This window comes from Brachybacterium sp. JB7, from assembly GCF_003335205.1.
In the GTDB taxonomy this organism is placed as follows: domain Bacteria; phylum Actinomycetota; class Actinomycetes; order Actinomycetales; family Dermabacteraceae; genus Brachybacterium; species Brachybacterium alimentarium.
Window position 1 is genome coordinate 91851 of sequence record NZ_QPGN01000005.1, and the last position, 18864, is coordinate 110714.

At 68.2% G+C, this 18864-nt stretch carries 16 protein-coding genes; 5 read left to right on the forward strand and 11 right to left on the reverse strand.

Annotation, left to right across the window (positions count from 1 at the left end):
* Positions 1-10: 10 nt before the first annotated feature.
* The gene (locus CIK81_RS08215; protein WP_114355610.1) at positions 11-1495 is read right to left on the reverse strand and encodes an aldehyde dehydrogenase family protein; all 1485 of its coding nucleotides are present in this window, start codon (positions 1493-1495) and stop codon (positions 11-13) included.
* Positions 1488-3740, reverse strand: coding sequence for a choline BCCT transporter BetT (gene betT / locus CIK81_RS08220; RefSeq protein ID WP_096164458.1), 2253 nt, complete (start codon positions 3738-3740; stop codon positions 1488-1490). Before betT ends, CIK81_RS08215 begins: the two co-directional genes overlap by 8 nt.
* Positions 3741-4115: 375 nt before the next feature.
* Between betT and CIK81_RS08225 the strand changes: the two genes are divergently transcribed.
* The 4 genes from CIK81_RS08225 (at position 4116) to CIK81_RS08240 (ending at position 6696) form a co-directional block, all read left to right on the forward strand.
* The gene (locus CIK81_RS08225) at positions 4116-5180 is read left to right on the forward strand and encodes a tellurite resistance/C4-dicarboxylate transporter family protein (protein WP_241964078.1); all 1065 of its coding nucleotides are present in this window, start codon (positions 4116-4118) and stop codon (positions 5178-5180) included.
* A gap of 190 nt (positions 5181-5370) precedes the next feature.
* Positions 5371-6048 carry an endonuclease gene (locus CIK81_RS08230; RefSeq protein WP_114355611.1) on the forward strand — a complete coding sequence of 226 codons (678 nt, stop codon included), beginning with the start codon at positions 5371-5373 and terminating at the stop codon, positions 6046-6048.
* Between the two features lie 181 nt (positions 6049-6229).
* On the forward strand, positions 6230-6439 hold the full coding sequence (locus tag CIK81_RS08235; RefSeq protein ID WP_217990148.1) for a DUF3072 domain-containing protein: 210 nt from the start codon (positions 6230-6232) through the stop codon (positions 6437-6439).
* Positions 6440-6477: 38 nt separating this feature from the next.
* Positions 6478-6696 carry a DUF2945 domain-containing protein gene (locus CIK81_RS08240; RefSeq protein ID WP_096164461.1) on the forward strand — a complete coding sequence of 73 codons (219 nt, stop codon included), beginning with the start codon at positions 6478-6480 and terminating at the stop codon, positions 6694-6696.
* Positions 6697-6762: 66 nt separating this feature from the next.
* Here CIK81_RS08240 and CIK81_RS08245 read toward each other — a convergent pair whose 3' ends face one another.
* From CIK81_RS08245 to CIK81_RS08255, 3 genes are all read right to left on the reverse strand, one after another.
* Positions 6763-7083: a putative quinol monooxygenase gene (locus CIK81_RS08245; protein WP_096164490.1), complete on the reverse strand. Its 321-nt coding sequence runs from the start codon at positions 7081-7083 to the stop codon at positions 6763-6765.
* Positions 7084-7278: 195 nt separating this feature from the next.
* On the reverse strand, positions 7279-8799 hold the full coding sequence (locus tag CIK81_RS08250; RefSeq protein ID WP_114307183.1) for an MDR family MFS transporter: 1521 nt from the start codon (positions 8797-8799) through the stop codon (positions 7279-7281).
* Positions 8800-8845: 46 nt separating this feature from the next.
* Complete coding sequence (locus tag CIK81_RS08255; RefSeq protein WP_096164463.1) at positions 8846-9631, reverse strand: SurA N-terminal domain-containing protein; 786 nt, start codon at positions 9629-9631, stop codon at positions 8846-8848.
* Between the two features lie 141 nt (positions 9632-9772).
* Between CIK81_RS08255 and CIK81_RS18005 the strand changes: the two genes are divergently transcribed.
* Positions 9773-10192 (forward strand): hypothetical protein, encoded by a 420-nt coding sequence (locus CIK81_RS18005; RefSeq protein WP_141393695.1) that lies wholly within the window; start codon positions 9773-9775, stop codon positions 10190-10192.
* A 130-nt stretch (positions 10193-10322) separates the two neighbouring features.
* On the opposite strand, the gene CIK81_RS08265 is transcribed toward CIK81_RS18005, so the two are convergent.
* From CIK81_RS08265 to CIK81_RS08290, 6 genes are all read right to left on the reverse strand, one after another.
* Positions 10323-11171 (reverse strand): sugar phosphate isomerase/epimerase, encoded by an 849-nt coding sequence (locus CIK81_RS08265; RefSeq protein WP_096164465.1) that lies wholly within the window; start codon positions 11169-11171, stop codon positions 10323-10325.
* 186 nt (positions 11172-11357) lie between these two features.
* Positions 11358-12539 carry a Gfo/Idh/MocA family protein gene (locus tag CIK81_RS08270; RefSeq protein WP_096164466.1) on the reverse strand — a complete coding sequence of 394 codons (1182 nt, stop codon included), beginning with the start codon at positions 12537-12539 and terminating at the stop codon, positions 11358-11360.
* Positions 12540-12722: 183 nt separating this feature from the next.
* The gene (locus CIK81_RS08275; protein ID WP_114355613.1) at positions 12723-14192 is read right to left on the reverse strand and encodes an MFS transporter; all 1470 of its coding nucleotides are present in this window, start codon (positions 14190-14192) and stop codon (positions 12723-12725) included.
* A gap of 615 nt (positions 14193-14807) precedes the next feature.
* On the reverse strand, positions 14808-15818 hold the full coding sequence (locus tag CIK81_RS08280; RefSeq protein WP_096164468.1) for a transglycosylase family protein: 1011 nt from the start codon (positions 15816-15818) through the stop codon (positions 14808-14810).
* A gap of 306 nt (positions 15819-16124) precedes the next feature.
* Positions 16125-17033 (reverse strand): macrolide 2'-phosphotransferase, encoded by a 909-nt coding sequence (locus tag CIK81_RS08285; protein WP_096164469.1) that lies wholly within the window; start codon positions 17031-17033, stop codon positions 16125-16127.
* A gap of 290 nt (positions 17034-17323) precedes the next feature.
* Complete coding sequence (locus CIK81_RS08290) at positions 17324-18706, reverse strand: TerC family protein (RefSeq protein ID WP_096164470.1); 1383 nt, start codon at positions 18704-18706, stop codon at positions 17324-17326.
* Positions 18707-18864: the final 158 nt, after the last annotated feature.

Below are 18864 nucleotides of genomic sequence, written 5' to 3' on the forward strand. Positions count from 1 at the left end.
GAGGGGCTGATCAGCCCTTGCGCGGGAACCAGCCGGAGACGGCCGGCTCGGTGTTCTGGTAGATGTGCTTGGTCTCGGTGTACTCCTCGAGACCGGTGGGGCCGAGCTCGCGGCCGACGCCGGACATCTTGAAGCCGCCCCACTCCGCCTGCGGCAGGTAGGGGTGGTAATCGTTGATCCAGATGGTGCCGTGGCGCAGACGCCGCGAGACGCGGTTCGCGGTCCCCGCATCCGAGCTCCACACCGCGCCGGCCAGGCCGTACTCGGTGTCGTTGGCGATCGAGATCGCCTCCTCCTCGGTGGAGAAGGTCTCGACGGTGATCACCGGGCCGAAGCCCTCCTCGACCACGGCCGGGTTGTCGGAGCTGCAGTCGTCCAGCACGGTCGGGGCGTAGAAGAAGCCCTGCTCGTGCTCCGGGCCGCCCCAGTTGCCGCCGGTGCGCAGGCGAGCCCCGGCCTCGATGCCGCGCTGGACGTAATCGGTGACCTTGTCGCGGTGCTCCTTCGAGACCAGCGGGCCGGTCTCGGCCTTCTCGTCCAGCGGGCCGCCCATGACGATGCCCTCGGCGCGCTGGACCAGCTCGTCGACGAACTTCTCGGCGATGGTGTCCTGCACGATCAGGCGAGTGCCCGCCGAGCAGACCAGCCCGGAGTCCAGGAAGCCGGCGTTGAGCGCATTGTCCAGCGCCGCCTCGTAGTCGGCGTCGGCGAACACCACGTTGGGGTTCTTGCCGCCCAGCTCGAGGGCGACCTTCTTGACGCCCTGCGCAGCCGCCTCGGCGATCTTGCGACCGGTGACCAGGCCGCCGGTGAAGGAGACCAGGTCGATCTCCGGGTGGGAGGACAGTGGAGCGCCGACCACGCCGCCGTCGCCGAGCACCAGGTTCGCCACCCCGGCCGGGAGGCCGAGCTTGTCGAGCACGTCCAGGATCAGGATCGTGGTGTGCGGGGTGAGCTCGGCGGGCTTGATCACGAAGGAGTTGCCTGCGGCGAGGGCCGGGGCGATCTTCCACGAGGCCTGCAGCAGCGGGAAGTTCCACGGCGTGATCATGCCGCACACGCCGATCGGCTCGTGCACCACGCGGGAGATGACGCTGTCATCGCCGGCGTCGACGAGACGGCCGGGGTTCTGGTCGGCGATCTTCCCGAAGTAGCGGAAGCAGGCGGTGATGTCGTCCATGTCGCCCTCGGCCTCGACCAGGCGCTTGCCGGTGTCCAGCGCCTCGGCGCGGGCGAACTCGTCCTTGCGGGCCTGCAGCGCATCGGCGACGTGCAGCAGGAAATCGCCGCGCTCGGACGCGGGCTTGTCGGCCCAGACGCGCGAGTCGAAGGCCCGACGGGCCGCGAGGATCGCACGCTCGACGTCCTCGGCGCTCGCCTCGGAGACGATGCCGACCTCGGACTGGTCGGCCGGGCAGGTGACGGTGCGGGTGGCACCGGTGGAGGAGGGCACCCACTGACCGTCGATGAACAGGGTGGCGGAGGTGTCAGTCATTGTTCTCCTTGGTCCCGATCTCGTCGGAGACGAGCGCGGGGTCGGTGGGATGGTCGTCCGTCGGGTCGATCTGATCGGTGTCGATCCAGGTCTCCGGCGCGGTGACCGGGATGGTGCCGGTCGCGGTGCCGATCTCCTGGCTCATCGTGAGATACATGATGTGGTGGTCGTAGGAGTCCAGGACATCGGTGATCACCTGCTCCTTCGTGTACCCCATGATGTCCCGTCCGCGGGAGCCGAGCATCGAGAAGATCTCGATGCGGTAGTAGACGTCCCGCACGGTGGAGAGGTTCGCGGCGAAGCTCGGCACCGAGTAGGCCACCGGGTAGGCCTGGTATTTGAAGTCCTCGGCATCCCGGAAGGAGACCACGAGGTCCACGAACGGGACCGAGCAGTCCGGGTGGTCCCCGCGATGGCAGGAGACGTCGGCTCCGAGCTTCGCGAGCTCGGCCGCGACCTCCTCGACCGCGGGAGCGGCGACGCTCTCGACGTATTCGCGCGCCTTCGCCTCATCGGCGTAGGACATGCGCATGTGCAGCCGCTGGCGCCACGATCCGCGCTCACCGGTCCCGGCGTCGCGCACGCGGCTGGTGAGCATCGCCGGCAGGGCCGCGCGGCGCGACTCGAGGTTCATGCTCTCCGTGCGCAGCACCTTCCACAGGCTGAACATGACCAGGTAGATGAGCACCGACAGCGGCAGGCCCACCATCACGGTCGCGGCCTGCAGCGTGTACACACCGTTGATGAACAGCATGACCAGCGTCAGGGCGCCGGTGATCACCGCCCACACGATGCGCAGCCAGGGCGCCCCGTCGGAGTCGGTGGTCGAGGCCTTGGACGTCATGTTGGCCATCACCAGCGAACCGGAGTCCGCCGAGGTGACGTAGAAGAACAGGCCGGTGACCAGGGCGACCGCGGTGGTGAAGGTGGCACCGGGGTACTGCTGCAGCAGGTTGAAGAAACCGGACTCGGGCTGGTTGATCGCGAGGTCCAGGAACTCCGCGTCGCCGAAGAAGCTCAGTGCCGCGTTCCCGAAGATCGACACCCACAGCAGGATGAACGAGAACGGGATCAGCAGCACGCCGACCACGAACTGACGCAGCGTGCGGCCACGGGAGATCCGCGCGAGGAACAGGCTCACGAAGGGCGCCCAGGCGATCCACCAGGCCCAGAAGAACAGGGTCCAGTCCGCCATCCACTGGTCCGAGGAGTAGCCGGCCTCGGCGGCGCCGTCGGTGTAGGCGAAGGTGTTCATCATCATCGACGGGAACCGGGAGAAGAAGTCACCGATGTTCTGCACCAGGGAGTTCAGCAGCTCATGGGTGTTGCCGGAGAACAGCACCCACAGCATGAGGATGATCGCGAGGATGACGTTGAGCTCGGAGAGCCGGCGGATGCCCTTGTCCACGCCGGAGACGGTGGACAGGATCGTGATGAACACGGCCAGCGCCATCAGCGCGATCTGCACGCCGAGGGAGTTGGGGATCCCGAAGAGGGCGGAGAGGCCGAAGTTCAGGAAGACGACGCCGATACCCAGGGAGACCGAGATGCCGAAGATGGTGCCGATCGTGGCACCGATCTCGGCGACGTGGCCCACGGGGCCGTGGATCCGCTTCCCGAAGATCGGGGCCAGGGCGGAACGGATCGACAGCGGCAGGTGGTAGCGATAGGCGAACAGTCCGAAGGCCATGCCCATCAGCGCGTACATCGCCCAGCCGGGGATGCCGTAGTGGAAGATCGTCCAGATCGGCGCCATCCGTGCCGCCTCCTCGGAGCCGGCCGGGACGTCCGGCGGGGTGAGGAAGTTGGTGGCGGGGCCGGAGATCCCGAAGAACATGAGGTCCACGCCGATGCCGGCGGCGAAGAGCATCGCCGCCCAGGTGAACAGATTGTACTTCGGCACGGAGTGGTCCGGGCCCATCCGTGTCCCTCCGACCTTGGAGAACGCGACGATCAGCACGAACAGGACCACGAGCGTCGCGGTCAGCACGTAGTACCAGCCGAAGTTCGTGGCGACCCAGCCCATCGAGCCGAAGATGACGGTCTCTGCCGTGTCCGGCCAGATGGCCGCGAAGAGCACGAAGGCGACGATGAGAACGGCGGTGCCCACGAACACGGGCCAGTTCACGGGGGAGGGCGTCGGTGCGGTCGCAGAGCTGCTCGGTGATCCCGATCCGCGTCCACCGGGGTCCCTCCCGGCTCCGGGGGTCTCCAGGGGGCGCGGGATCTTGGCAGCCTCTGCCATCTCGGTCCTTTCGATCGACGTGCGAGCGCTGCGGACCGGTTCGCACGAGCGAGCTGGCCCGGCGGTGGGATGGTGCCGGCAGCCGTGAGCTCCCCTCAGGCTGCAGACGGTTCATCACCCTAGGTAAGTCCGCAGTGGAGCGTCCACTGCCTGGCCAGAGGGGTGACTGAACAGTCAGGAGTCGTGTGCGAGAGCGCACGCCGGGCGCCGAACCGCCTGGTGCTGGCCATAGTCTGCGCCAGCACGGAGGGCCTGTCCAGATGCCGGAGCGGCCCGGATGCCAGAGGGCCCGGGCCGGCGGGGCTGGTGCGGTCGGCGGGGGCGGTGAGGTCGTGAGGGTGGTCGGGATCCGGCCCACTGGGGACACAATGGAGTGTGACCAGGACGCCTCCCACCCTTGCCCGTCGGACCGACAGCGCGATCGCCGGACTCTCGCCGGGCTATTTCGCGCTGGTGATGGCGACGGGAATCGTGGCGGTCGCTCTGCGCGAGGCGGGCTGGCCGGTGACCTCGCGCGTGCTTCTCGGGGTGGCCGCGTTCGCCTACGTCGTGCTCGTCGCCCTGTACGTGACCCGGGCGGTCCGGCACGGCCGACGGATGCGGCAGGACGCCGGCAACCCGGAGACGGCCTTCGGCTACTTCACGATCGTCGCCGGCACCGGCGTGATCGCCGTCGGCATGCAGGGGAACGGGGTCGACGGTCTCTCCGTCGCGCTGCTGGCCGTGGCCGCCACGGTCTGGCTCGTGCTGGGCTACGTGCTGCCCTGGCAGGTGCTCATGGCCCGCGACGGCCTGCCGATCCTGGCCCGGACCAACGGCACCTGGTTCATCTGGTCCGTCGGCTCGCAATCCCTCGCGGTCGGGCTCTCGAGCCTCGCTCCGGCGAACCCGCGCTCCGCCGACCTGGTCGGCATCCTCACGGTGCTGTTCTGGTCCGTCGGCACGATCCTCTACGTCGGGATCGCGGTGCTGGTGATCCTCCGGGTCGTGCACCACGGCATCACCCCGCAGCAGTTCGAGCCCCCGTACTGGGTGGCGATGGGGGCCCTGGCGATCTCGGTGGTCGCCGGGGCGAGCATCGTGGACATGGGGCCGGTCCCGATGGTCGACGCCGCCCGCGGTCTCATCGGAGGCACCGTCGTCATCTTCTGGTGCTTCGCGGCGTGGCTGGTGCCGCTGCTGGTCGGCGCCGGGATCTGGCGTCACGCGATCCACCGCGTCCCGCTGCGCTACAGCCCGTCCCTGTGGTCGATGGTGTTCCCGCTGGGCATGTTCGCCGTCGCCTCGATGCGGCTGGGACGGGTCGAGCATCTGCCGCTCGTGGAGACCATCGGGAACGGTTTCCTCCTCGTCGCCGTGCTGGCCTGGGTCCTGGTCGCCGCAGGCCTCGTGACGCAGCTGGTGCGCGGGGTGCGCGGGGCTCGCGGGCAGCACGCCTGAGCCGCGGCACGACGGACCCCGCGCCCGCATCTCGGGCGCCCCGGTGCGCCAGCGTGTGCTGCCCCCGGCTCACACGCATGCCGCCCTCGGCTCACACGCATGCCGCCCTCGGCACTCGCGCACGCTGCAGTGGCGACCCAACGCCCGCCGCAGTAGCGTGACCGGACCGCCGCGCAGGGAGGAGCTCGAGATGACCCGATCGCATCGACAGATCGCCGCCGCACTGCTGGAGGACCACGGCACCACCTACGCCCACCAGGCCGGGATCCGCCTCGCGGACAAGCCCTCGCCGCTGTATCGGCTGCTGGTCCTCGCCACCCTGCTGTCCACACGGATCGATGCCGACATCGCCGTGGCGGCCGCGCGGGAGCTCTCCGCCGCCGGGTTCCGCACCCCGCAGCGAATGCTCGACGCCACGTGGCAGCAGCGGGTCGACGCACTGGGACGAGGCCACTACCGCCGATACGACGAGTCCACCGCGACGCGACTGGGCGACGGGGCCCAGCTGCTGCTCGACACCTATCGCGGGGATCTGCGATCGCTGCGCAGCGCCGGCGACGGCCCGCAGGGAGTGCTCGAGCGGCTGCAGGACTTCCCGGGCATCGGTCCCACCGGAGCGGCGATCTTCGTGAGGGAGGCGCAGGGGCTCTGGCCCGAGCTGGCGCCGTTCTTCGACCGCAAGGCCCTGGACGGTGCTCGCCGACTCGGCCTGCCGGAGGACCCCGAGACGCTGGACACGCTGATCGACCCGGCAGATCGTGCCCGTCTCGCCGCTGCCCTGGTGCGTGCCGCGCTCCGGAAGGCACGGCCCGCGGACCTGACGGACGAGGACCGCGCCGACCGACCGAACGGCCCGTCGGGCTTGTGACGGTGGGCGCTGGAACGCGTCGGCAGTAGCATGCGACCACGATCAGGAGCCGCCGGCGACCGGTGGCCGACGCCGTAGGAGGTTCACGATGACAGAGCCGACGCCCGCTGACCGACAGGACCCCGGGACGCAGACCCCGGACGACGCAGCGACGACGCAGCCGAACCGCCACGAGGGGGAGATGATCGGCGCGACGGGGGATGCCCAGGGCGATCCCGCGCTCGAGAAGGACCCCGAGGAGTGGGTCAGCGGCGACGACCCGATGACCGCCTCGCAGAAGTCCTACCTCGACACGCTCGCCAAACGGGCGGGGGAGACGCTGCCGGCCGATCTCACCAAGGCGGAGGCCTCCGAGCACATCGACCGCCTGCAGGGCCGCGACGGCGGCTGACCGGACCATGGGCGAGCGAGGTTCAGGAAAGGACGACCATGGCACAGCGATTCGACGTCGGTGATCACGTCACCTGGAATTCGGAGGCAGGGCACGTCTCGGGGCACGTCACGAAGGTGCACACGGAGGACTTCACCTACAAGGGGCACAAGCGTCGTGCCTCGGCCGACGAGCCCCAGTACGAGATCGAGAGCGACCGGACCGACCACATCGCCGCTCACAAGGAGGATGCGCTGCGCCTCGTCGAGGACGACTGACGCGCAGCGGGGCGGGGCACAGCGGTCGCAGACCGTGCCCCGCCGCCACGGCGATCGAGGACGAGGTCAGTCGACCTGCAGCTCGCCCATCGGGCCCCATCCGTCGCCCTCGACCTGGTGGGAGACGATCTGTGGAGTGGCCGCGAGGTACTGAGGGAAGTCCTCCTGCATGGCCTTGAAGTGGGCGGACTCCACATGCGGGCCGGCGCCCTCATCGGTGAACGCCTCGATGAGCACGTAGGTGTCGGGCTCCTTCACGCTGCGCGACCATTCGAACCAGAGGTTGCCCGGTTCGGCGAGTGTGGTCTCGGTGAACTCGCGGGAGATCTCCGGCCACTGGTCGGCGTACTCGGGCTTCACGGGGAACTTCACGTTAATCAGGATCATCATCAGGTCCTTTCGGTGCGTGCGGGTGAGCACAGCCTGCTCCACCCGCCTGGCGTACGGTCGTCTGATTCTCGCAGGAGCGGGCCAGCCTGCGGGAGGCCCACGGCGACGGCGAACAGGACACCGAGGTCGACAGCTGCGGCCCGTCCCTTCCTGCGTCGGCAGGACGAGACGGGCCGCAGCTGTTCTCCGGGGTCAGCCCTCGGTGAGGCCCTCCTCGCCCGGCCCCGAGCGGCCGGTGGTCACCGTTCGCGGGCGCAGCGAGCGGATGAAGAAGGCGCCGATGAAGCCGAGCACGCCGATGCAACCGGCCACGATGAACGCGACGTTCACGCCATGGATCGGGCCCTGCGCACCGTGGGTCGCCGGGTCCAGCGCTGCCGAGGTCATCACCGTCACCAGCACCGCGGTGCCGACGGAGGCGGCGATCTGTCGCAGCGTGTTGTTCAGCGCCGTGCCGTGCGGGATGAGGTGCTGGGGCAGCTGGTTCAGCGCGGCCGTGGTGACCGGCATGATCACCATGGCCGTGCCGAACATGCGCACGCCGTTGACGATGGCGATGTACGCGAAGGTCGTGGTGGGGGTGAGCACCGCGAACATGAACGTCGTGACGGTGACCAGTCCGAAGCCGATGATGGCCAGCCAGCGGGCTCCGAAGCGGTCGAAGATCCGCCCGGTCACCGGCGACATCAGGCCCATGACCGCAGCACCCGGCAGGAGGACCAGCCCGGAGGACATCGCGGAATGGCCGGTCATGTTCTGCATGTACAGCGGGATCAGGAGCATCCCGCCGATCATCGCCATGAACACGAGCATGCCCAGCGCGGTGCCGAGGGTGAACATGCGGTACCGCAGCACGCGGAACTCGAGGATCGGCTGCTCAAGACGCGTCTGGCGGAGGATGAACCACACCAGGGAGACCATGCCGACGGGGAGGGAGATGAGCACCTCGGTGCTCGCCCATCCGGTGTTGCCTGCGGTGCCGAGCCCGAAGAGGAGGCCGCCGAAGCCGAACGTGGACAGGATGATCGAGACGACGTCCAGGCGCGGGAAGGTGCGCTCGGTGACGTTCTTCAGGATGAAGTGGGCGACGATCATGTCGATGATCGCGATCGGCACCAGCATGATGAACAGCGTCTGCCACGGCAGATGGTCCACGATCCAGCCGGACAGGCTGGGCCCGATCGCGGGGGCGAAGGCGATCACCAGTCCGAAGGTGCCCATCGCGCTGCCACGCTTCTCGAGCGGGAAGACCGCGAACAGGATCGTCTGCATGAGCGGCATGATGATGCCGCCTCCGGACGCCTGGACGACGCGACCGAGCAGCAGCACCGGGTAGACCGGCGCGAGGGCGCAGATCACGGTGCCCACGGTGAAGAGCCCCATCGCGGTGAAGAACAGCGTGCGGGTGGTGAACTTCTGGATCAGGAATGCGGTGATCGGGATCATGATCCCGTTGACGAGCATGAAGATCGTCGTGACCCACTGCGCCGAGTTGGCGGTGATGTCGAAATCCCGCATGAACGCGGGCAACGCCGTATTGAGCAGCGTCTGGTTCAGGATGACGATGAACGCTCCTGAGACCAGGGTCGCCAGCACGACGTTGCGGTTGAACGGGGCTGGTTTTCCGCTCGCCGTCGTCACATGAGGCCTCTCTGTTCGGTTCCGGGGAGTGCGTCGTGCGGCCCCGGTGCGAGGGCCGACCGACCCTCGCACCTTAGGCGCGATGTTGCACCGACTGCAACATTCGGAGCCGAGCTCCTCAGAGGTTGATCGTCACATCACCCTTCTCCTTGAGATCCGCCGCGAGCTTCGTGGCGGCCTCGCCCTGCTGCTGCGAGACGGTCTGCTGGGCGAGCTGGTCCTTGACGTCCTCGAAGGGCGGGATCTCGGACTCCTGGCCGCCGGCCTGGTCCTGCTGAGCGACCAGCTCGTCATACTGCGCCTTGAGCTCCTTGTCGGAGGGCTCCTTGATGTCGCTCTCCTGCTCGACATACGTGGTCAGCGCGTACTGGGAGGCGGCGTCGGCGCGCACGTCCTTCTCGTCCATGCCCTGCTCCTCGAGGGCCTGGACCACTTCGTCGGCGGATCCCAGGCCGTTCTGGGCCGCGATCTCCTCGAGGGTCGCGTCGATGTCCTCGTCGCTCGCCGTGATCCCGGAGTCGTCCGCCGCCTGCTGCAGCAGCTCGTTGTCGACGAGCTGACCGGCGACCTGCTTCTTCAGCTCGTCCTGGTCGGTCTCCTGACCGGTGGACTGCTGCTGCATGGCGGCCTGCTGGAACTGGGCCTCGTAGGTCTGGACGAACTGGTCCTTGGTGATCTTCTCGCCGTTGACCTCCGCGACCACGTCGGGGACGTCGGAGACGTCGGCCTCGGGGGCGGCCTGCTCGGCGCCGCCGCCATCGCTCGCGGCCGGCTGTGCGCCGCCGCCATCGCTGGCGCCGGACTGGGCGGCCTGGTCGTCACTGCATCCGGTGAGCGCCACGACTGCGGCGAACGAGACCGCCACGAGCGAGCGGCGGATCTGAGAGGTGCTGGGGACCTTCACTGTGCCTCCTGGGGTTGAGCGGCGACGGCGACGCTACGCCCCGAAACCTGGAATCGCGTTGCGGAATCGACCAGGTCACGGTCAGGAACAGGCATTCCGTGGGCTGTCTCTCGCCGCTCTTCGGACGTAGGCTCACGAGGCATGGCACTCATTCTTCCGACGGACTGCGGCAACTCCCCACGGATGGCGCTCGTCGCCGAACTCATGGCGGCCTGGGCATCCGGGGAGCATGCACCGGTGCAGGAGTGGCTCGCCGAGGGCAGTCGCTGGACCCTGGTCGGCACGGCTGACCAGGACGATCGCGAGGCCCGCGGTGGTGACCAGAGCGCCGCCGACGAGACGTCGCGTGGGGGCTCAGCAGTGGTGCCCGCACCGTTCGAGGCCGAGACGGGCGAGATCCTCAGCGTCCTGAATCACGGCCGGCTCGCCGCGTGCGACGGCTTCCTGATGCGGGGCGAGGAACGCGTGGACTTCTGCCATGTGATCCGGTTCGCGGGCACCGGGAAGACGTCCCGGATCCGTGAGATCCGCACGTATCTCCAGCCATCCGACGCGTCCTGAAGGGCGATGCTCCGTCGCGGCGCGTCACCCGTACGGCCCTCCTGTCGGATCTTCGGTGACGGCAGCACGATGCCCGGCGCCACCCGCCGACGCGGGGGACCGGGCATCGTGTCGCGCCGTGGGGGAGCGCTCAGTACCCGATCGAGGCGAGGTACTCGCGGGACTCCCGGATGCAGTCGATCGGGTCGCGGCCGTAGGTGTCGTCCTGCTCGATGAGGAAGTACTCGGCACCGGCCTCCTCGGCGGCAGGCAGCAGCTCGGGCCAGTTCATGTTGCCCTGGCCCACCTCCGCGAACTGGGCGAGGGACAGGAAGACGCTGTAGAACTCCGTCATGTCCATGTCCTGCGCCTCGAACCTCTCGACGGTCTCCGCAGGCAGCGGGGCGATGCGGAAGTCCTTGACATGGATGAGCTTGCAGGCGCCGGAGTAGGCCTTGAGCATGTCCAGCGGGGCCATGCCTCCGCGCTGGACCCAATGCAGATCCACCTCGAACAGCAGGGACGGGGCGACGCGGCGCACGATGTCGAAGATCCGCTCGCCCTCGAACTGGATGAGGTCCACGTGGTGATTGTGGTAGCACAGCGTGACGCCCTGCTCCGCGAGGCGGGCGGCGTAGGGCTCCACCGACGCGGCCCACTCCTCGCAGGCCTGCTTGGAGGTCATCGCCGAGAACGGCATCATGCCGATGCGCAGGAAGCGGGATCCGGTCCGCCGGCAGGCGTCGACGGCGCGGTCGAACTCGGTCTCCAGGGCGAAGCCGTTGCCGCCCGGCGCGATCGAGGCGCTCATGGCGGCGGTCTCCACCCCGAAGTCGGCCCGGCCGCGCACGAGATCCTCGATCAGCTCGTCGGTCATCTCCACCTGGGAGACCTCGACGGCGTCGATGTCGAGCTCGCGCACCTGGCGCAGCACCTCGTACATCCCCTTCTCGTTGATCTGGTCCTTGAGCATCATGAGCTGGAGTCCGAGGACGGGCATGGTCTCTCCTTCGAGGGTCGTGTGGGCCGTGAGGGCCGTGAGGTTCGTGAGGGTGCAGCTGCGTGTGGGCGGAGCGGGGAGGAGCCGACGTCGGGCACGTCGGCGACGGGCCTGTCGGCGCCGGCTCCTCCCCGCGTCGTCGATCAGCGACCCGTGATCACGCGTGTTCGCGGGTCGGCGGGGCGATCAGGACCGGGCCGGGAACTTCCCCTCGTCCTTGATGCGCTTGTTGAGCTCCGCGAGGTACTCCTCGGCGGGGTAGTCGACCAGGTCGATCTCCCGTCCGGTCCACGCGGACAGCTGCATGCCCGAGGCGAGGCGCACGCCGTTGATGCCCTCGGTGCCGTCCGCGATCAGCGGGGTCCCGTCGTTGACGTGGGCCGCGAAGTTGGTGAGGACGTCGATGTGCTGCTGTCCCCAGACCGACTCGTACTCCTTCTCCTCGACGGTGTACACGTCGGAGGGGTCCATCTCGCCGCGGAAGAGCTTGGCGACGTCCTGCATCGTCATTTTGTCGCTGAGGGACCGCTCGTCCTCCGAGAGCCGGGTGATCGTGACCTTCTTCGAGGCGTCGACGACGACCTTGCCCTTGTCGAACAGCATCTCGAGTCGGTCCGTGCCGATGATGTCGTTCGTGGAGGTCATGAAGTGACCCGTCGCGCCCTCGCCGAAGTCGACGACGGCATTGACCTCGTCCTCGGTGGCGATGTCGCGCTGGAAGCCGAAGGCCAGCTTCGCGAAGACCTTCTTCGGGGTGCCGCACAGCCACTGCCACAGATCCAGCTGGTGGGGAGCCTGGTTGACCAGGACTCCGCCGCCCTCGCCGCCCCAGGTCGCACGCCACGCCGACTGGTCGTAGTAGCCCTGCGGGCGCCACCAGGTGGTAATGATCCATGAGGTGTGGCGCAGCGCCCCCAGCTCGCCGGATTCGATCAGCGCCTTCAGATCCGTGTAGACGGGGTTGGTGCGCTGGTTGAACATGATGGCGAACGTGGTCTCGGGGTGAGCGGCTGCGAAGTCGTTCATCTCCTCGACCTGCTTCGTGTACACGCCGGCCGGCTTCTCGGTGAGGGTGTGGATGCCCTTGCCGATCGCGGTGATCGTCATCTCGGGGTGCAGGAAGTGCGGGACGGTCGTGACGACGGCGTCGACCTCCCCGGAGTCCAGCATCGCGATGTAGTCGTCGTAGAAGGGGACACCTGCGTGCTTCTGGGTCGCGAGCTCCTTCTTAGCCGGGTCGTTGTCCGTGATGGCGCCCAGGGACATCCCGGGGATCCTGCCGTCGGCGAGCAGACCGGCATACATGCCGCCCTGCGCCCCCAGCCCGATGATCCCGAGCCGTACGTTGTTCTCTGTCTTCTCCGACATGGTGACTCCTGTTCGTCTGTTCGTCTGTTCGTCTGTTCGTCTGTTTGTCAGTTCGCTTGGCGGCTTGGCCGCTTGCTCGTCGTGAATGGTTGAGGGCCCGTGTGCGGGCCGGGACGGGGTGGGAGACGCGGCGGCCGACGCCCGGCCGACGACCGCCGCCGGCCTGGACGGGCCGGCGGGGGCTCAGGCCTGGAGGCCCTCGTCGGCGTGCTTGCGCTCCAGTGTCGCAACATTGTCGTTGACGCGCTTCTTGGACAGGGGGTACCAGAAGGCGAACGTGAGACCCGCAAGCGCGAAGATGATCGCCGGGAACAGGGTGGCCAGACCGTAGATCCCGTCGAGCACCGCCTCGCTCTGCTGGACACCACCGGACTGATAGCCGATCGCGGCGAGCGCCCAGCCGGCGAGCCCACCGGCGAAGGCCTGGCCGAGCTTGCGGGCCCAGGAGTACAGCGCGTACACGGTGGCGTCGTTGCGCTCCCCGGTGCGAATCTCCTGGTAGTCGATCACGTCGGTGATGAGGGCCCAGATGAGCGGGTTGATGCAGGCGATGCCGAGCTGCATGACGGCATAGCCGAACGTGAAGACGATCGAGCTGTCGGTGCGCAGCACGAACAGGATGACCCCGGCCACGACCGCGATGCCCATGCCGAACACCCCGAACTCCTTCTTGCCGAACCGCTTGCCGAGCATGGTCGCGAAGGGCACGAGCAGCAGCGTGGGGAGAAGCCCGGCGAGGTTCACGACCGAGAGCAGCGAGCCGTGGTTGAAGTACTCGTTGAACACGTACGGCATGATCGCCATCAGCATCATCATGCCGATCAGCATGAGCAGTGCCCCGGCGACGATGCCGGTCAGGGCCCGGTTGGTGATCAGGGTTCCCATCGTCTTCGCGAACCCCATCCGTTCGCCCTGGGGCTTCGGTGGGGTGGCGATGCGCTCCTCGACGTTCACGAAGCACAGCAGGTAGCAGAACACCGCGAGGACGGCGCAGACGATCGCCGCGAACATCATCCGGTTGCCGGAGAGCTCCGACCGGCCGTCGATCTGCACGTAGACGACCAGGGGCAGGATCACGGAGATCGCGAGGTTCGCGAGAGTGCCGCCGAGGGAGCGGAACACGGAGAGCGAGGACCGTTCGCCGGGCTTGTTCGAGATCACCGAGGCCATCGAGCCGTACGGGATGTTGATGAGGGTGTAGAAGACCGAACCCCACAGGATGTACGTGACGATCATCCAGGCCAGACGAGCACCGTAGGCGCCGTCCTGCAGGAATGGGCTGAACATCAGCACGGCTGCGACGGCGACCGGGATCATGATCCGCAGCAGCCAGGGCTTGAAGCGTCCGGTGCGGCCGGGTCGCAGGGTGTCGATGAGGCGTCCGGCACCGACGTCGGTGAAGGCATCGAGGATGCGAGCCAGGAAGAGCAGCGTGCCGACGTGCCCGGCGTTGATGCCCATGACGTTCGTGTAGAAGATCATGAAGAAGGAGGACTGCAGGAGGAACGTGAAGTCGTTCCCGAAGTCCCCGAACATGTAGCCGATCTTGTCGCGGAAGCTGAACGGCCGCTTCGCGGGTGCCGGGGCCTGCCCGGACTCTGCCGACGCAGGAGGCCGCGCGGGACCTGCCAGGGGTGGGGGAATGGTGCTCATCGTCGTGCTCCTTCGGTCTCATCGTTGAGGGGCGTCGCGGCCTGCGCACGGGGTGCGGAAGGCGGCGCAGGTTCGCCGGTCGCCGTGGCTGCGAGAGCCGGACGGGTCGAGTGGAGCGAGTCTTGCGGCGGCCTGTGAAACTTTGTCGTTCTTGCCGCGAGTTGCAGTCCGTGACTGTCCTGTGACTCCGACGGGTGCCGGAGCGCTCGCGGAGAAAGGCTTCTGACCTGCGGTTGCCGTGATTGTGTTGCCGGTCACAGGCTGCCGTGCGGCGTCGCCGCCGTGCCGCATGGTCAAAGTTGCCGTCGGTTGCAGGATGGGTCCTGGGTCCTGGGTCCTGGGTTCAGCGGGCCGGGGGCCTGTAGGCCAGAGGCCAGGGCCTGGAGAGCTGGAGGCCTGGGTGTCCAGACGGCCGGACGTGTGGACGGTCCGGCGTCCTGCGTCGCGAAGGAGGACGGGGAGCGAGGGGGGAGAAAAGGAGGCGTCGGGAGGTGGACGACGGACGGCCGGGCCACCCTCGCGGGTGACCCGGCCGTCCGGGATGTGCGGTGCGTCCGCGTCAGCGACAGTCAGCCGCCGGTGCGTCCGCGTCAGCGGCCCTCAGCCGCTGTCTGCTCAGTACAGGTTGAGGAAGCTCTGGAGGACCTTCGCGGTGTCTCCGTCGATCGAGTCGGAGCCGTCCTGGGCGGCGCCGACCTCGTGCTGCAGACCGGCGACGGTGTCCGCGCCGATCTCGCCGTCCTGAGACGTGCCGGCCCAGGCCTGGAGCGCGAGGGTGGTCTCCTCGTTCATCTCACCGGTCTGCTCGACGCCCAGCCAATCCTGCAGCGCGGTGACCGTCTTGGGGCCGACCTTGCCGTCGACCTCGAGGGTGCCGGCCACGGAGAGGTCGCCGCTGGCCTTCGAACCGGGCTCACCGGCGGACTGCTGCTCCGGGGCCTGCTCGGCCTGCTGCTCGGAGTTGTCCGACTCCTGGGTCTCGGCGGGCGCCGGCTCCTCGGCCTGCTGCTTCTGCTCGGTCTCCTTGGTGAAGCCGTTCTCGTCGCAGTTGTTCGGGATGCCATCGCCGTTGCAGCTCCAGTCGCCCTGCTCCTCGGCGGGCTCCTGACGCTCGGTGGAGCGGTCGGACTTCTGGTCGCTCTCGCGGGCCGACGTGCCCTGCTGCTGATCCTGCTGATCGTCGGAGTTCTGGTTGTTCTGCTCCGAGCCGCTGTTGTCCTCGGCCTCGGGGGCGCCGGAGGTGTCCGAGCCGCCGGAGAGAGCCGAACCGCAGTTCGGCCATGCGCCGGCACCCTGGCCCGCGAGAACCTTCTCGCCGACAGCGATCTGCTGGCTCTTGGAGGCCTGGTCAGCGCTCGGGGCGTACTGCGTGCCGCCATAGCCCTCCCAGGTGTCCTGCGTGAACTGCAGGCCGCCCTTGAAGCCGTTGCCGGTGTTGATGGACCAGTCGCCGCCGGACTCGCAGGCTGCGACCTCGTCCCAGCCGGAGGCCGCGTTCGCGGCGCTGCCGGTGGCGAGCATGCCGCCGGCGACGACGGCGCCGCCGGCGAGGGTGACGACGGAGCGCATCAGGGAGCGGCGCATCGGGGAGGTGGCTCGGTGGGTGTTCATGGTCTGACGGGACATGGAGAACGTCCTCTCGAAGATCTCGCGGATCTCGCCAGCCTCGCATCGGGCCGGGCGTCTCCGCGTCGCGAATCTCGCGGCTGTGGAACGTCGGCCACGCTAGGGCCGGGGTCCCCCCATGGGGCAAGGCCCGCGCCGAGACCTGACGGAGGCTTTACGTTCGCGTTGACGGGAAATGACGATGAGTTGGACGACGCTCGATGCTGTGGCCTGGGGCGATACCGTGTTTGCGCATGGCGATGCAGGTGGCGCGTCATGGGTCACGACATGTTCCTCAGGTCACGGAACGATTACGGTCGACGTGACTCACGCCTCTGTGGATGGGTTCAGGGCGGTCGCGGCGGCCTCGCGGTGGGCCGGGTCCTCGGTCTGGAGCGCATAGATCCCATATCCGACGGCGCCGGCCGCGAACATTTCGGTGCAGTGTTCGGCGAGGCGCGGCCAGACCTCGCCGCCGCCGCGCACGTACTGCTCGACCGCGATCTCGAAAGCCTCGGACGGGGCGCTGACCTGGAGAAACATGAGGTCCTTGGCTGGATCGTCGATCGCTGCCGTGGTCCAGTCCAGGATCCCGGAGATCCGCTCGTCCTGGACCAGAGTGTGCCCCGGGTAGATCTCGCCGTGCGTGAGCGTGGTGCGCGTGGGCCAGAAGGAGTCGTCGGCGACCCAGGCGTTCCAACGATCCCACAGCTCCGGGGCGATCTCGAAGGAGGCCGCGACGCGGTCGAGGTCGCGCCGCCAGTTCTCTCGCACCTCGGCCGGGGAGTGCACGTCGATGCCGGTGGCCGCGGCGATGTCAGGGTCCACGGCGTGCAGCTGCGCCACGGCGTCCCCGAGGGAGGCGGCGTAGGCAGGCGAAGCCATGTCGATGTTCCAGGTGAGAGTGCCGTCACCGCCGACGGTGAGCCCGGGGATCCCGGGCAGCAGCGGGTAGGCGATCAGCTGCGGGGTGTGGATCCGCCAATCCGGCACGGGTACATCGAGCCGCGGAGCCACCGTCTCCAGCAGGCGCCCCTCGACATCGGCGCGCTCGAGCACGTCGCTGCGGCGTGGGATGCGCAGCACCCAGTCCTCGGTCCCGGAGCGGGCGAACGCGACCCTGAAGTCCAGCCCGACCTCCTCCGTGCGGAGGGTGGAGCCGTCGAGCTCGAGCCCGTGAGCGGAGGCGAGCTCGAGGAGGTCGTCCAGATCTGTCGGCGGTGTCGGTGAGGTCATCGCTCAAGTCTGGCATCTGCCGCAGCGGCGGGCGATCGGAATACCGCGAGGGGGCGCGAGGCGTTGCCTCCTGTCCTCCCACCCTGGCACCTGTCGTGGTGCTCGAGGCCGGGCGGCGGCCCCGTGCGCCGTCAGAATGCTGACGGTGCCCGGCCAGAGACTCCGGATGATGAGTGCCTACCTGGTCGCGCAGGTGCAGCTCGTGCTCGCGGTGCACGATGACTCCGCTGACCGTCTGCCGACGCCGCCCCTGCGAAGGTCTGTGGGGCGGCGTCGGCACGTCGCGGGGCTCAGGCCCTGTAGGCGGCGCGAGCCTGCTCGCGCTCGAGGCGCTTGGCCTGCTTCTTGGCGTGCACCTTCTCCTGCTCGGCAACCGTGATGACGTTGTCGTTGGGATCCTTCGCGACCAGGCCGTCGGGACGGGTGACGACCAGGCCCTCGGGCTGCTCGTCGGACCTCTCGCCGAGCTCGTTGAATCCCACGCGCTGGCGATGCACCTTGTGGGCGTCCGCGAGCAGCTCGACCACGTTGCGCTCGGCGACCACCATGTCCTGGAACTTGGCGGGCAGGCCGTCGATGATCCGCTCGTGCTCGAGCATGCGCTCGTACATCTCGTCGCGGCGGTGCTCGAAGCTCTCGTAGGTCATCTCCACATAGGCGACGGCCTCGCTGTGCGCCTTGTTCACGGCGGCTTGGGCGCGGCCCTTCGGGGACAGCAGCGAGACCAGCACCGTCACGGTGAGCGTGACGATGATGACCGTGAGGGACAGGCCGGTGGTCACCTCGGGGACGCTCACGTGCTCGCCGCCGTTGATGAACGGCAGCTCGTTCTCGTGCAGGGCGTGCAGGACCAGCTTCACGCCGATGAAGGCGAGGATGATCGAGAGGCCGTAGGAGAGATAGACGAGCCGGTCCAGCAGGCCGTCGATGAGGAAGAACATCTGGCGCAGGCCCAGCAGCGAGAATGCCGTCGCGGTGAACACGATGAACGTGGTCTGGGTGAGGCCGAAGATCGCCGGGATCGAGTCGAGGGCGAACAGCAGGTCGGTGCCGCCGATGGCGACCATGACCAGCAGCATCGGAGTGAGGACGCGCTTGCCGTTCTCGATGGTGAACAGCTTGTCGCCATCGAACTCGTCGCTCGCCGGCAGAACCTTCTTGACCAGGCGGACGAAGATGCCGTCCTTCTGCTCCTCGTCCTCGTCGGCGTCCCCGCTGACCTCGTCGATGATCATCTTGACCGCTGTGTACAGCAGGAACGCTCCGAAGATGTAGAACGCGAACGACAGACGATCGATCGCCACGGCGCCGATGGCGATCATGCCGCCACGGGCGATGATCGCGAACGCGATGCCGAACAGCAGCACCTTCTGCTGATCCTGACGGGGCACCGCGAAGGCGCCCAGGATGATGAGGAAGACGAAGAGGTTGTCGACCGAGAGCGCCAGCTCGGTGACCCAGCCGGCGAAGAACTCGGTGCCCATCGTGGGGCCCCCGACGACGAACACCGTGATCCCGAACAGGAGCGCGATGCCTTGGTAGATCCCGGTCCAGAGTGCGGCCTCGCCGATCGTGGGGATGTGCGCCTTGCGGACGTGGAAGACGTAGTCGAAGGCCAGGAGACCGAGGATCAGGACGATCGTCAGGATCCAGATGACAGGGGGGACGGACATAGTGCTGCTTTCGGGTCGCGGAATGGACCCGGGTCTCTCCACCTGCCGAGACCCCCGACAGGCCGCTGCGCCCGGAGTGCCGACGGCGGCCCTCGTGATGACGTGCACAGCGTGGCGGATACTCCCCCGTTGCCATCGAAGAGTCTACACAGCCGCCT

Excerpts from the sequence above, each read along its gene's own strand:
- CIK81_RS08215 (WP_114355610.1), bottom strand. The coding sequence starts at position 1,495 with ATGACTGACACCTCCGCCACCCTGTTCATCGACGGTCAGTGGGTGCCC.
- betT (WP_096164458.1), bottom strand. The coding sequence starts at position 3,740 with ATGGCAGAGGCTGCCAAGATCCCGCGCCCCCTGGAGACCCCCGGAGCC.
- CIK81_RS08230 (WP_114355611.1), top strand. The coding sequence starts at position 5,371 with ATGACCCGATCGCATCGACAGATCGCCGCCGCACTGCTGGAGGACCAC.
- CIK81_RS08235 (WP_217990148.1), top strand. The coding sequence starts at position 6,230 with ATGATCGGCGCGACGGGGGATGCCCAGGGCGATCCCGCGCTCGAGAAG.
- CIK81_RS08240 (WP_096164461.1), top strand. The coding sequence starts at position 6,478 with ATGGCACAGCGATTCGACGTCGGTGATCACGTCACCTGGAATTCGGAG.
- CIK81_RS08245 (WP_096164490.1), bottom strand. The coding sequence starts at position 7,083 with ATGATCCTGATTAACGTGAAGTTCCCCGTGAAGCCCGAGTACGCCGAC.
- CIK81_RS18005 (WP_141393695.1), top strand. The coding sequence starts at position 9,773 with ATGGCACTCATTCTTCCGACGGACTGCGGCAACTCCCCACGGATGGCG.
- CIK81_RS08265 (WP_096164465.1), bottom strand. The coding sequence starts at position 11,171 with ATGCCCGTCCTCGGACTCCAGCTCATGATGCTCAAGGACCAGATCAAC.
- CIK81_RS08270 (WP_096164466.1), bottom strand. The coding sequence starts at position 12,539 with ATGTCGGAGAAGACAGAGAACAACGTACGGCTCGGGATCATCGGGCTG.
- CIK81_RS08275 (WP_114355613.1), bottom strand. The coding sequence starts at position 14,192 with ATGAGCACCATTCCCCCACCCCTGGCAGGTCCCGCGCGGCCTCCTGCG.
- CIK81_RS08280 (WP_096164468.1), bottom strand. The coding sequence starts at position 15,818 with ATGTCCCGTCAGACCATGAACACCCACCGAGCCACCTCCCCGATGCGC.
- CIK81_RS08285 (WP_096164469.1), bottom strand. The coding sequence starts at position 17,033 with ATGACCTCACCGACACCGCCGACAGATCTGGACGACCTCCTCGAGCTC.
- CIK81_RS08290 (WP_096164470.1), bottom strand. The coding sequence starts at position 18,706 with ATGTCCGTCCCCCCTGTCATCTGGATCCTGACGATCGTCCTGATCCTC.